The sequence below is a fragment of the Rhodococcus sp. JCM 9793 genome, from assembly GCF_055380405.1.
In genome coordinates this window covers 5,242,436-5,256,198 of sequence record NZ_AP043721.1, presented here as the reverse complement: position 1 = coordinate 5,256,198, position 13,763 = coordinate 5,242,436, and the positions used below count along the sequence as shown (strand labels likewise).

General features: G+C 66.8%; 9 protein-coding genes. 7 read left to right on the top strand and 2 right to left on the bottom strand.

From position 1 onward, the window contains the following. Nucleotides 1–51 precede the first annotated feature (51 nt). The 4 genes from ACZ46K_RS26325 (at nt 52) to ACZ46K_RS26310 (ending at nt 4,247) form a co-directional block, all read left to right on the top strand. Nucleotides 52–1,656, top strand: a complete 1,605-nt coding sequence (locus ACZ46K_RS26325; RefSeq protein WP_464745637.1) for a BCCT family transporter — start codon at nt 52–54, stop codon at nt 1,654–1,656. Next, nucleotides 1,653–2,078 carry a hypothetical protein gene (locus ACZ46K_RS26320; protein WP_054807065.1) on the top strand — a complete coding sequence of 142 codons (426 nt, stop codon included), beginning with the start codon at nt 1,653–1,655 and terminating at the stop codon, nt 2,076–2,078. Before ACZ46K_RS26325 ends, ACZ46K_RS26320 begins: the two co-directional genes overlap by 4 nt. Then, complete coding sequence (locus tag ACZ46K_RS26315) at nt 2,075–3,376, top strand: class I SAM-dependent methyltransferase (protein ID WP_464745635.1); 1,302 nt, start codon at nt 2,075–2,077, stop codon at nt 3,374–3,376. The genes ACZ46K_RS26320 and ACZ46K_RS26315 overlap by 4 nt, the downstream gene beginning before the upstream one ends. A 97-nt stretch (nt 3,377–3,473) precedes the next feature. Then, entirely contained in the window at nt 3,474–4,247 is a 774-nt protein-coding gene (locus ACZ46K_RS26310; protein ID WP_464745633.1) for a T3SS (YopN, CesT) and YbjN peptide-binding chaperone 1, read from the top strand. 56 nt (nt 4,248–4,303) lie between these two features. On the opposite strand, the gene ACZ46K_RS26305 is transcribed toward ACZ46K_RS26310, so the two are convergent. Then, nucleotides 4,304–5,857 carry a dolichyl-phosphate-mannose--protein mannosyltransferase gene (locus ACZ46K_RS26305; RefSeq protein ID WP_464745631.1) on the bottom strand — a complete coding sequence of 518 codons (1,554 nt, stop codon included), beginning with the start codon at nt 5,855–5,857 and terminating at the stop codon, nt 4,304–4,306. A gap of 23 nt (nt 5,858–5,880) precedes the next feature. Between ACZ46K_RS26305 and rsmI the strand changes: the two genes are divergently transcribed. From rsmI to ACZ46K_RS26290, 3 genes are all read left to right on the top strand, one after another. Continuing rightward, on the top strand, nt 5,881–6,747 hold the full coding sequence (gene rsmI / locus ACZ46K_RS26300; protein ID WP_464745629.1) for a 16S rRNA (cytidine(1402)-2'-O)-methyltransferase: 867 nt from the start codon (nt 5,881–5,883) through the stop codon (nt 6,745–6,747). Nucleotides 6,748–6,824: 77 nt separating this feature from the next. Then, on the top strand, nt 6,825–8,222 hold the full coding sequence (locus ACZ46K_RS26295; protein WP_464745627.1) for an alanine/glycine:cation symporter family protein: 1,398 nt from the start codon (nt 6,825–6,827) through the stop codon (nt 8,220–8,222). A 309-nt stretch (nt 8,223–8,531) separates the two neighbouring features. Continuing rightward, on the top strand, nt 8,532–12,500 hold the full coding sequence (locus ACZ46K_RS26290) for an NACHT and WD repeat domain-containing protein (protein WP_464745625.1): 3,969 nt from the start codon (nt 8,532–8,534) through the stop codon (nt 12,498–12,500). Here ACZ46K_RS26290 and ACZ46K_RS26285 read toward each other — a convergent pair. Continuing rightward, nucleotides 12,445–13,755, bottom strand: coding sequence for an aminodeoxychorismate synthase component I (locus ACZ46K_RS26285; protein WP_464745623.1), 1,311 nt, complete (start codon nt 13,753–13,755; stop codon nt 12,445–12,447). The two genes, ACZ46K_RS26290 and ACZ46K_RS26285, sit on opposite strands and share 56 nt — an antisense overlap. Nucleotides 13,756–13,763 lie beyond the last annotated feature (8 nt).

Here is a 13,763-nt window from a genome sequence, read left to right as displayed (position 1 = left end):
AGTTCTGCAAAAGCGGCACAATTTCGAGTCAATGAAGGAAAGTTGGGACATATGACTGTGCCAGACGACCGGACTCACGACGCTGTAGCCGCTGTGGCCGTCGGACCACCGGATACTCCGCCGACCGACCCACCGCGCATCCGCACCGATCGCGTGGTGTTCGGAATCTCCGCGGCCCTGGTTGTCGCCATAGTCGTGTGGGGCCTCGCGGCTCCGGACAGCTTCAACTCCGTGACCGGATCCGTTCTCGACTGGATCGTCATCGAGATGGGCTGGCTGTTCGTCATCAGCGCCACCGCGTTCGTCATCTTCGTGTTGTGGATCGCGGTGAGCAGATACGGGAAGATCCCGCTCGGCAAGGACGACGAGGTGCCGGAGTTCCGCACCGTCAGCTGGATCGCGATGATGTTCAGCGCCGGGATGGGCATCGGACTGATGTTCTTCGGCGTGTCCGAGCCGGTGTCGCACTATGTGACACCGCCGCCCGGCACAGATGGTGGAACGGGCGTGGCGATGGCGACCACGATGTTCCACTGGAGCCTCCACCCGTGGGCGATCTACGCGGTAGTGGGTCTGGCGATTGCATACGGCACCTTCCGCAAAGGCCGGAAGCAACTCGTGAGCGCCGCGTTCATCCCGCTTCTCGGACGCCGTACCGAAGGACCCCTCGGCAAGCTCATCGACATCCTCGCCCTGTACGCGACGCTGTTCGGAACGGCTGCGTCGCTCGGCCTGGGCGCACTTCAGATCGGGTCGGGATTCGAGGTCACCGGGTGGCTCGAGACCGCCGGCGTGGGGCTTCTCGTGGCGATCGTCGCGGTCCTCACCCTCGCGTTCGTCGCGTCCGCCGTCTCCGGCGTCGCGAAGGGCATCCAATGGCTGTCGAACATCAACATGGTGCTCGCCGGAGTGCTCGCCCTGTTCGTATTCGTGCTCGGACCGACGATCTTCATCCTCAACCTCATCCCCACCACGCTGGGCGCCTACGCCGCCGACCTCGCCGAGATGTCGGCTCGTACTGCGGCGTCCGGACCGGAGGCGGGCGAATGGTTGTCCAGTTGGACGATCTTCTACTGGGCCTGGTGGATCTCTTGGGCGCCGTTCGTCGGGATGTTCCTGGCGCGGATCAGCCGTGGTCGTACCATTCGTGAATTCGTGATCGGCGTGATGATCGTGCCGAGTGTCGTGAGCCTGTTGTGGTTCGCCGTCTTCGGTGGCGCCGGGATCGATCAGCAGGAGGAAGGATACGACATCGCCGACGCCGGAAGTGTCGAAGCACAGCTGTTCGGGATGCTCGATCATCTGCCGCTCGTGGGCATTTCCACCGTCGTCGTGATGGTGCTCGTGGCGATCTTCTTCGTCTCCGGCGCCGACGCTGCATCGATGGTGATGGGCAGTCTCACGCAGCGGGGAACGCTCACACCGAGTCGCGGCATCGTGGTGTTCTGGGGTGGCCTGACCGGTGGTGTCGCAGCGCTGCTGCTGTGGACGGGCGGCTCCGAGGCACTCAACGCACTGCAGACGATGACGATCATCGCGGCCGCTCCGTTCGTCATCGTGATGATCGGTCTGTGCGTGTCGCTGTACCGCGACCTGAGACGAGACCCGCTCATCACCGGTGGCCGACGACGGCGACTGCTCAGACGCGTCGAGTGACCTCCGGGCGTGCGGCCTTCGCGATCGAGGTGACGGATCCGCAGCCGGGATGCAGTGTCCTCGTGGTCGGAGCGGACACCGCAGCCGACGCGTTCGCGGTGCGTGTCGGACCAGGGGGCGTGATCCGTACCAGCGACTCCCTATCCGACGCCACCGGAGTCTCCGATCTCGTCTGTGTGTTCGGGATGCCGGAGTTCCGCGGGCGCGATGTGTCGCGGCTCGCCTGCATCCCCGACCTGCTCGGACCCGCCGGGGAACTGTGGGTATTCGATTCGCCGGGGCACGGCGAGTCGACCGGGCCGCTGTCGATGCAGATCAGCACGACGCTCTCGCGTGCAGGACTCGCGATCGTCGACATACTCGAAGGCCGGTGCATGGAAGGCCGGTGCGTGATCGCGCTCTGTGCAATGGTGAAGGGATGAGCGCCGCACGCGACCTCCTGTCGACCTTCGAAGAGTTTCTGCGAGTGCCACTTCCAGTGCACCTCCGGTGCTGGGACGGATCGGAAGCGGGACCACCCGATGCCGCGGCCCGCGTCGAATTCCGCAACCGCCGGGCGCTGCGCCGCGTTCTGTGGGCACCCAACGAACTCGGCCTGAGCCGCGCCTACGTCAGCGGCGACCTCGTGATCGACGGCGATCTCTATGCGGTTCTCGGGCTTCCGGACCTCGTCGGCAGACTCGGTAGCCGTTCGCTGCGCGACACATCGCCGCGTGAGTTCGCGCATCTTGCCCGGAAGTTCGCCGCACTCGGCATCGTAGGACCCCCGCCGCGACCACCATCGGTCGAGATTCCTCGCCGACGCGGCGCCCTGCACAGCAAGCGACGTGACGCGCAGGTCGTCTCGCACCACTACGACGTCGGAAACGACTTCTACAGGCTGTTTCTCGGCCCGTCGATGGTGTACTCGTGTGGTTATTGGAGCCGGCCCGAGACCGGCACTCCCGGTCTCGAGGACGCACAGCACGACAAGCTCGATCTGGTCTGCCGCAAACTCGGACTCGAACCGGGCATGCGACTGCTCGACGTCGGCTGCGGGTGGGGATCGATGGCGTTGCACGCCGCGCAGCACTACGGCGTCGACGTCGTCGGCGTCACCCTCAGCGCCGAACAACGCGACTTCGCGAGAGCGCGAATCGCCGAGGCGGGTATGACGGATCGCATCGAAATCCGGTTGCAGGACTACCGCGACATCGACGAGAGCCCGTTCGACGCCATCTCGAGCATCGGCATGTCCGAACACGTCGGGGCCGCAAAGCTCCCCGAGTATGCGCGCCACCTGCACGAACTGCTAGTCCCCGGTGGACGGCTGCTCAACCACGCCATCGCGTCGGTGGTGTACCGACCCGAACCTCGCAGTCGGCCCGCGACATTCATCGACCGCTACGTCTTCCCCGACGGCGAGATACTACCGCTGAGCCGGACCGTCGACGCGTTCGAGCGTGCCGGGCTCGAAGTTCGTGACTCAGAGGCGCTGCGCGAACACTATGCGCTGACACTGCGCGCATGGGTCGCCAACCTGCTGGAATCGTGGGACGGCGCGGTGTCCCTCGTCGGCGCCGAACGTGCCCGAACCTGGTTGCTGTACCTCACGGCGAGCGCACTCGGGTTCGAGGAACCCGGACGTTTGACGATCCACCAGGTTCTCGCGGTGCGGCCCACCAGCACGGGCGTGAGCGGAATGCCGCGAACCCGTCACGAATGGCTCGCAGCCGGGTGACGTCGCGGTGTCGGCCCGGTGCGCCTGACAGGAGTTGTCGGCACCTCGCAGTAGCGTGACCGCAGCCCGCTGTTGCACTGCGAGAGGGGAGAGCCGGATGGCCCGCACAGACCGCTTCGACGGAATTCTGGAACGGGGCTGGAACCGTTTCCGCACTCGACTCGCCGGACGGATCGCGGCGCTCGGGAAAGGCGAGCGGATCGAAATCGCCGCCGAGACCGCAGGTGAATACAGCACGCTGGTGACGATCGTGGCGCTCGACGCACGGAGCATCGAGGTCGACATGACGAGCACCGGGCCGAGCATCAGCCCTGCGCGTCAGGCCGACCGGATCGCGCAGCGCATCGTCTCGGCATTGCGCGAGACCTACGGCGTGCTGCACCCCACCTTCCTGCGCAGCGACGAACCCGACGCCCCGCACACACTGCGCTCCCGCGTCGGTGAGGCACTGCATCTACAGTTCGGTCGGCCGATCCCCATCGACGCCGACGGAGACTACGTCGTCATCGTCGATTCGCAGGCGGTGTTCGTCGTGGTCGACGACAGCGCCCGCACCATCCAGCTGTGGGCGCCCCTGCTGCACGGCATCACCGAGCGGGCCCGGGCGGCCGAGGAACTGCTCGAACTCAACCGCGCCTGGCCGCACATCAAACTCCTTCTCGTCGAAGACCGGCTGGTGGCGACGGTCGACGTGATGGGCGACCCGTTCGTGCCCCGACACCTCGCCGACCTCTTCGGCGCACTGAGAGTGCTCCTCGGCACCATCGACACCGGATTCGCACAGCGCTTCGACGGGGAGCGGTACACCGGCGACACCGATGCGGAGTCCACCCTGTTCGACGAACCGACCGTGTTCGACGAACCGAGCTGAACAGACACCGAGCCGAACCGATACCGCGTAGGCGCGAGACCGTCCGATCAGGAGCGTCAACGCCAGCTGGGCAACCACAGCTCGTTGTGCCAATGTTCCACCGTGATGGGCAACCCGGTCAGGATCGGCCACAACCACACGAAGTTCGCCACCACCAGACCCACGTAGAGGCAGACCACGAGCAGACCGGTGGTGCGTCGCTCCGTCGACGCGTGACGCTGTCCCAGCACCTCGCCGAGAACCAGCGTGACTCCCATGACGAGGAACGGCGCGAGCGGCACCGCATAGAAGTAGTACATCTGCCGATCGAGGCTCGCAAGCCACGGCAGGATTCCCGCCCCGTAACCGGTGAGGATCGCCGCCCAGCGCCAGTCGCGACGAACCAGCATCTGCCACAGACCCCACATGAGGACGGGTATCGACACCCACCACAGTGCCGGAGTGCCGATGAGCATCACGGCTTTGACACATTCGTCGGCTCCGCAGCCGTCGATCTGCGATCCGTCCGCGAAGTAGTACAGCATCGGGCGCAACCCCATCGGCCACGTCCACGGCTTCGACTCCCACGGATGGATGTTGCCCGCAGAGTTGGTCAGACCCGAATGGAACTGCAGGACACTCGCGCTGTAGTACCACAGCGACCGCAGCGCGTCCGGCACGAACGAGAAGGCGCTGTCCTCACCGATCTGATTGCCCACCGCATGTCGGTAGACGCCCGTCTCGCTGGCGAACCACGCCCAGAACGTCGCCAGATAGACACCGACGGGAATCACCACCAGCGCGTACAGCGCGGGACCGATGTCTCGGAGCGCGGTACCCACCCACGGTCGCTGCACACCGTAAGCGCGGCGCGCAGCGAGGTCGAATGCCACCGACATCAGACCGAAGAACGCAATGAAGTACAGCCCCGACCATTTGGTGCCCGCAGCCAGACCCAACAGAACGCCGGCTCCGAAACGCCACCACCGCACCCCGAAACGAGGCCCCCACACGGAGTCACCGAGACGGCCCTCGGCGTACACGAGGGCCATCCGCCGCCGGATGTCGTCGCGGTCGACGATCAGGCATCCGAACGCAGCGACGACGAACACCGCCTGGAATATGTCGAGCATGCCCATACGTGAGGAGACGAACGTGACTCCGTCGACGATGAGGAGGAGCCCGGCGACGGCGCCGAGCATCGTCGAATGCGTCATCCGGCGCACGATGCGCACCACCAACAGCACCAGGACGACGCCGGCGACGGCAGACGAGATCCGCCAACCCCATCCGTTGTAACCGAACAATGCCTCGCCCACCGCGATGAGCTGCTTACCCACCGGCGGGTGCACCACGAGCCCGTATCCGGGGTTGTCCTCGATCCAGCCGCCGGTGAGGACCTGCCAACCCTGCGGGACGTAGTGCTTCTCGTCGAACACCGGCGTCCTGGCGTCCGTCGGATAGTTCAGCATCGTGAAACGCGTGATGGCGGCAAGAACGGTGACGAACGCTGTGACGATCCAGCCGCGCGCCCGATCGGTAGGACCTGGCTGCGGCGGTGGCACCTGCGGAGCGGGGCTCAAGAGGCGACGGGGCGGGGCCTCGGAAGGGCGCAGGTCCGTCGCGATCACAATCCGATCGTAGGCTGAACCGCATGCAGGCAGACAATCCGGGACAACACTCGAATCCGGGACAGGGTCGGCTCGTGCTGGCCGCCACACCGATGGGCGATGTCGGCGACGCGTCCAAGCGGCTCTGCGACGCGCTGGCCACCGCCGACGTCGTCGCCGCGGAGGACACCCGCCGCACCAGGTCTCTCGCCTCTGCGCTCGGCGTGACCATCACGGGCCGCGTCGTGAGCTTCTACGACCAGGTGGAGGTGTCGCGGGCGCCCGCGCTGATCGCCGACATGGAAGGCGGCCGGACGGTGCTGCTCGTCACCGACGCGGGTATGCCGTCGGTGAGCGATCCCGGTTATCGTCTGGTCTCCGCATGCGTCGAGGCGGGCTTACCCGTGACGTGCCTGCCGGGCCCGTCCGCGGTCACCACCGCGCTCGCATTGTCGGGTCTGCCCGTCGAACGTTTCTGCTTCGACGGATTCCCGCCGCGTAAGCAGGGTCAGCGCCGCACCTGGCTGGCGACACTCGCAACCGAGCCTCGGGCCGCCGTGTTCTTCGAAGCCCCGCACCGATTGGCCGCGTGCCTCGCCGATGCCGTCGAGGTCCTCGGCGGGGAGCGTCGCGCCGCGGTGTGTCGCGAGCTGACGAAGACTTACGAAGAGGTCAAACGCGGAACCCTCGCCGAACTGTCGGAGTGGGCAGCAGACGGAGTTCGGGGTGAGATCACCGTCGTGCTCGAAGGCGCTGCCCCGCGCAGCAGTGACCCTGCCGACCTCGTCGACGACGTCGAAGAACTGGTCGCGGAGGGCATACGGCTCAAGGATGCGTGTGCTCAGGTCGCGGGGACTGCCGTGTCGAAGAAAGAACTGTATGACGCGGTACTGGTCGCTCGGCGCGTCTGACCTCTGCACCGACCCACCGCGGGCCTACACTTCTCCTCCATCGGATTCAGCCATCGGTCGACGAGCAGGAGAAGTCCATGGACGTTGTCAACGATTTCCTCGTCGAGGTGGCCGGGGTGGTGTGGGGCCCGTTCCTCCTGATCCCGCTTCTCCTCGGAACGGGCCTGCTTCTGACCATCCGGCTCCGGGGAGTGCAGTTCCGCAAGTTGGGGCCCGCCCTGAAACTGGGGTTGATCACCCGTAACGACCCCGGTGCTGCCGAAGGCGACATCTCCCAGTACCAGGCGTTGACCACCGCGCTGGCGGCGACGGTCGGCGTCGGCAACATCGCCGGTGTCGCGACGGCCATCTACCTCGGCGGCCCGGGGGCGTTGTTCTGGATGTGGGTGACCGGCCTGGTCGGAATGGCGAGCAAGTATTCGGAAGCGTTCCTGGGGGTCAAGTACCGCAAGACCGATGCGAAGGGCGAGATGAGCGGCGGGCCGCAGTACTATCTGGCCCGCGCGATCCCGAACAGGTTCGGGCTGGTGTTGAGCCTGGTGTTCGCAGTGTTCGCGGTCCTCGCGAGTTTCGGTATCGGCAACATGACGCAGGCGAATACCGTCGCGACGCAGATGGACGGCACCTTCGGGGTACCGACGTGGGTGAGTGGCGCGGTGATGACAGTGCTCGCCGCCGCTGTGCTTCTGGGCGGAATCAAGTCGATCGGCAGGGTCACCGCCGGGTTCGTGCCCGCCATGATCATCTTGTACGTCGGTGCGGGCATTCTCGTGCTCGCCGTCAATGTCGGCGAGATTCCCGCAGCCCTCGGCCTGGTGTTCAGCGACGCATTCACCGGCACCGCCGCGACCGGCGGTTTCATCGGATCGGTGTTCATGGCTGCGATGCGCTACGGCGTCGCGCGCGGCATCTTCTCCAACGAGTCGGGCATGGGTAGTGCCGCGATCGCAGCCGCGGCAGCCCGGACGACGCATCCGGTGCGGCAGGGCCTGGTGTCGATGACCCAGACGTTCATCGACACCATCATCGTGGTGACCTTCACCGGCATGGTCATCATCACCACCGGTGCCTGGAAGTCGGGTGAGGAGGGCGCGGCGATGACCTCCACGGCGTTCGCAGACGGTCTGGGTGGTGAATGGGGGCACTGGATCGTGGCGATTTCCGTGGTCTTCTTCGCCTTCTCGACGATTCTCGGGTGGTCGTACTACGGCGAGCGCTGCGTCGAACGTCTGGTCGGCCGCGGTGGCGTGGTGCCGTACCGCGCCATCTTCGTGGTCGTCGTGTTCATCGGTGCGACCACCGAGTTGCAGGTGGTGTGGAACTTCTCCGACGTGATGAACGGCCTGATGGCGCTGCCGAACCTCATCGGCCTGATCATCCTGTCCGGGATGATCGCCCGGGAGACGAAGGCGTACCTCGACCGCGACCCGTACTTGTTGGGGGAGCCGCCGGCCCGAGAACCCGACAACGCGTAGTCGGAACGTAGGTACCGAGAAACGCGACGGCCGGACGATCGTAGATCGTCCGGCCGTCGCTCTCCCGATTCAGGGCGCTCCCCGCGCCGAATGGAACTACCCCTCGATCAGTTCCACTCGGTGCGGACACCCGCCCTGGTGCAAGGTGACCTTGCGTGGTGATCAGTTTTCCGCCCATGGCAACGCTCTCCAATCCGAAATCCCCGCGGAACAGGTATCATCCCAGCTCGGACATGGTGAGGAATTTTTCCGCAGCGGACTTTCGAGGGCCGATTCTCTCGCGGAAGGAAGATCGGAAGGGCACGGAACGTGAGGGCGGACGAGACGCAGGGCGCACACCAGCGGCGCTTCTTCGCCGACCAACTCCTCATGCTGTTCGCCGCCGCGGGACGCCCCGCGCTGAAGAAAGTCGTGTCGGGTGCGTCCGCGATCTCCCGCTCGGTCGGAAGCGATCGCACCGTGTCGGTGCAGCGGATCAGCGACTGGCGTAGCGGTAAGCGTGTGCCCGCGAGCTTCGAGTCGGTCCACCCCGTACTCGTCGTACTGATCCGCTACGCCCGCGAACTCACCGCCGAGCCCCCGGCACCGGGTCTCTACTCCCTCAAACAGTGGGAGACGTGGTGGAAGGCTGCGCGTGGCGAGACCGGTGGTGCCCGGTCGACGGACAGGTCACTCACGATGATCGCGGACACACGCCCGTACAAGGGGCTGTCGGCGTATCGCGCCGACGACGCGCGGATGTTCTTCGGCCGGACCAGGAGCATGCGGATGCTGGCCGACACCGTCGTCGCGGCGCACGGTCGAGGACCGGTGATCGTGACCGGTGCGTCCGGCGTCGGGAAGTCCTCACTCGTCCAGGCCGGTCTGATCCCGTTGATGTGCGGCGGCGGCGACTGCGCCTCCGTGGTGTTCACCCCGGGCTCGGAACCGGTGGCCCGTCTGATGGAAGCGTTGCCGACTCTCGCCGGACTCGAAGAAGCACCCGGCGACAGCGCGGCCGATCGGGCAGCAGTCCACGAGGCGATGGCCACCGAAGCGGAGAAGGCATCGGTCTCGACGTTGCTGGTCGTGGTCGACCAGCTCGAGGATCTGTTCACCCAATGCGACGATCCCGACGACCGCACACGTTTCCTGACGTTGCTCGAACACATGTCGACGGCCGGAGACACCGATGCGTCTGCCTACGTCGTCGCAACGATGCGTTCCGATTTCTACGAGCAGGCCGTGACGCACCCGGCGCTCGCCCGTGCGCTCGAACGTCGCAGCAAGGCCGTGCAGCCGTTGGACCGGGACGGTCTCGTCGAGGTCATCGCCGCGCCGGCCAAGCTGCTCGGCGTACGACTCGAACCGGGACTCGTCGACCTGATCCTCCACGACCTGGGCGTGCTGGCGCCAGGGGACATCACCGGCACCGAGCTGCCGCTGTTGTCACATCTGCTCGACACGATGTGGGACAAACGCGCCGGTGGTGTGCTCACGGTGGCAGGCTATCGCGCGACCGGCGGCGTGCGCGGTTCGATCGCTGCCGGCGCCGAACGTGCATGGGAGAGTCTCGACGAACGCGACCGCGAGATCGTGCGGACGATGATGGTCCACCTCGTCTACGTGACGAACACCGGCACGGACGTGAAGATGGCCCGCCCGCTCTCTGTGCTTCTCGCGGTGGGAGGCGAGGACCGCGCGGCCGCGGCGAGAGTCGTCGACCATTTCGTGTCGGCGCGCGTGCTCGTCGTCCGCGAGGGCCATGTCGAACTCATTCACGACGCGGTGATCGTGGCATGGCCGCGTCTGAAGTCGTGGATCCAGGAGGATCGACAGTTCGCCGCGTCACGTCAGCAGATCGAGGCCGACGCTGCGAACTGGATCGAGAGCGACCGCAACAAGGGCATGCTCTATCAGCGCGGCCGGATGGATCTGCTCTCCGAACAGGGTGCGCGTTTCGGTGGCGCGGCGGCCGGGGACCGGCCGTTCGCCGCGGTCAATCCGGCGGCTCGCGAGTTCCTCCGGGCGTCCCGGCGACAGATCGATTGGCAGCGACGTCGCCGCGGTGGAGCACTGGCAGGGCTCGTTCTGCTGACGATCGTCGCCTTGGTCATGGGTGGGTTGGCGTGGATCGGCAAGAACCGGGCCGACGAGGAACGAAAGGCAGCGCAGTTCCAGCAGGTCGTGGCGCTGTCGGATTCGACCCGCTCGGACGATCCGACGGTATCGGCGCACCTTGCGCTGGCCGCGACTTCTCTCGACGGCGACAGCGAGGTGGCCTACTCGCGACTCCTCGCCACGCAGGGGGTGCCGCTGGCCCGCGTCCTGGTCGGGCATACCGGGCCGATCTACGGAACCGCGGTCTCGCCCGACGGTGCGACGTTGGCCTCGGCGAGTGACGACGGCACCGTGCGACTGTGGTCGTTGGCGGGGGACGTCTCGTCGATCGGCGACCCGCTGGTGTCGTCGTCGAACTACATGGCGTCGGTATCGTTCAGCCCGGACGGGCGCTATCTCGCCGCCGGCGGTGGCGACGGAGGTGTGTGGATCTGGGACATGTCCGACCGTGCTTCACCGCGACCGGTGCTCGACCATCGCGTTCTGGGTTCGGGCGCGGTGCACAACGTCCGATACGGTCCGGACGGGCGGACACTGGCGGTGCCCTACGACGACGGCTCCGTAGTTCTCCTCGACACCTCGGCACCCGCGACCGGCCGATTCCCGGATACCCGGATACACGGACACGAGGGCGGTGTGCGGACGGTCTCGTTCCGCACCGACGGTTCGGTGCTGGCCACCGCCAGCGACGACCGCACGGTACGGCTGTGGGACGTGTCCGAACCTTCGGCACCGTCCCCGCTGGGGGAGCCCCTGACCGGATTCGGTGATGTCGCGCATTCCGTCGGGTTCAACGCGGACGGCACCCTCCTGGCCGCGAGCAGCGACGACGGTGTGCTGTGGCTGTTCGACACCACCGATCCGCGGGCACCCGAGTTGCTCGGCACACCGGTACGGGCACACACCGGCGGAGTGTGGAGCGTGTCCTTCCTGCCGGACGGCACCACACTTGCAAGTGCGTCGTGGGACGGCACCGCGAAGCTGTGGTCGGTGGACAAGGAAACCCAGCGGATCGACGAGCTCACGCCCGCACTGACGGGACATGGTGGCGGAGTGCCAGCGCTGACGGTCACACCCACCGGCGACACGATCATCACAGGAGGTCAGGACGCGAACCTGCGCATCTGGACCATGCCGCATCGCCGCGTGTTCGTCTCCGAGGCGCCGTTGACACTGCCCGTCACCGACCGGACCGGCGACGTCGTCGCCACCGGAAGCTACGACTCGGTCGTCCGGTTGTGGCACGTCGACGAGGGCGGGTGGTCCCGTGTCGGCGAGGTCGAGCTCGCACGTCCGCTCGGCGGCGGCTACATGAGTGCACTGTCACCGTCGGGTGAGGTTCTGGCGACGGCGGCGACATCGGGGGGAAGCGTCGAGTTGTGGAACGTGGCAGACCCCGCGGCGCCGCGACGACTGGGCGGACCGCTCGCGCTCTCCACCCGATTCACCTCGGTCCTCGAATTCGGTCCGGAGGGCACGACGCTGGTCACAGGCAACGACGACTATTCGGTGCAATTGTGGGATCTGTCGGATCCGGCAGCGCCGAAGCCGTGGGGGGATCCACTCGGCGGACCGACCAACCTGGTGCGGCACGCCGCGATCAGCCCCGACGGGCACAGTCTCGTGGCGACCAGCGCAGACGGCCGGATCTACGCCTGGGACATCACGGACCGGTCCGCGCCCCGCTCCGTGAGCGTCACGGAGGGGCACTCCGCAGGAGTGAACGGTGCGTCCTTCGCCCCCGATAGTTCGATTCTCGTCACCGGTGGTGACGATCATCAGGTCGTGGTGTGGGACCGCGACGACACAGGAGGTTTCGTCGCTCGCGACACGACGCTGCGCGGTCACACGGGCACGGTGTACTCGGTGTCGGTCTCTCCCGACGGTGAGCACGTCGTCAGTGGTAGCGACGACGGTACGGTCCGATTGTGGGATGTGTCGGACCCCGAGGGCATGCGCGCCGTGGGCGGACCGATCACCGATACCGGGGTGGGGCGGTGGCAGGTGATGTTCCATCCGAACGGCACAGTGATCGCCGCGGGCGGTGACGGCGTGTTGCGCACCTGGAGCCTGGATCCCGACACGGTGGTCGAGCGGATATGCTCCGCAACCGCAGGGCAGCTCAGCGAACTCCTGCCGCGATTCGGGCTACCGCTTCCCGGCGACGAGGTGTGCTGAGAGACAGGATGCTCGCTGCCTTGTCGAGACATTCCTGCCATTCGGCGGCGGGGGCGGAGTCGATGGTGATGCCGCCGCCCACACCGAGTGCGCAGGTTCCGTCTGCACCGAATTCGACGGTGCGGATCGCGACGTTCAGTTCGGTGCCCGCAAGCGGACTCGCCATACCGACCGTGCCGCAGTAGATGCCGCGCGACGACGGTTCCCACCGCTGCAGTAGTTCACGGGCGCGAGTCTTCGGGCACCCTGTGACCGAGGCGGGCGGGAACGCGGCATCCAGGAGATCGCGGGTGGACACGCCGGGACGGGCGGTCGCGGTGACGGTCGAGACCAGGTGCCATACACCGGGTGCGGGCCGGACGGCGAGGAGTTCGGGCACGGTGACGCTGCCGGGTTCGGCCACACGGCCGAGGTCGTTGCGGACCAGGTCGACGATCATGATGTTCTCGGCGACATCCTTGACGGACGCACGCAGCTCGTCGGGGTCGCGGTCCAGTGGAAGGGTGCCCTTGATGGGGCTCGAGGCGAGTCGGTGACCGTGACGGGAGACGAACAGTTCCGGCGACAGTGACGCCACTGCACCCCACGGCCCTTCGAGATAGGCAGCGCGGGCGGGGCCCGTGCGGGTGATCGCGTCGGCGAAGAAGGCGAGGGGATCGCCCGTGTAGTCGCCGATGAACCGGGTGCACACGCACGCCTGGTACACCTCGCCCGCGCGGATGGCGTCGAGGCACTGCTCGACGCCGTGTCGGTGGGTGTCGCGGTCGGGCAGGAACCAGTCGATGCCCCAGCGTGGCTCAGGGATCGCTGTGTTGTCGAGAGTGTCTGTCTTGCCGACAGTGTCTGCGAGATCGAGTGCCGCGCGGCTCAGATAGTCGGGGCATGTTCTGTCGGTGAGAGTTTCGTACCACCAGCACCCGTCGTGATCGAGACGCAGGATGGTGTCGGTCCAGCCGCCCGCTGCGGCGGGGAGTGCGGGGGCCTGCGATGTGGTCGTGTCCGGGTAGGCGAGGTATCCGATCCACCCGCCGCCGATGTGTGGACCACCTGCCCGGACCTGTGCGTCCGGGCAGGTGAACGCCTCGGCGGCCGACACCGGCGCCGCGTCGAGCGACGGTGCGATCACCGCTGCGGCACCGAACCACGATCCGGTGATCGCCGCCGGTGGAGGTACACCGAGGCGCCGTGCGCGCTCACCGAGAGCGTCGAGCACCTGACCGGGTATACCTCCGCGTCCGAGTCGTTCCATCCGCATCCGACCAG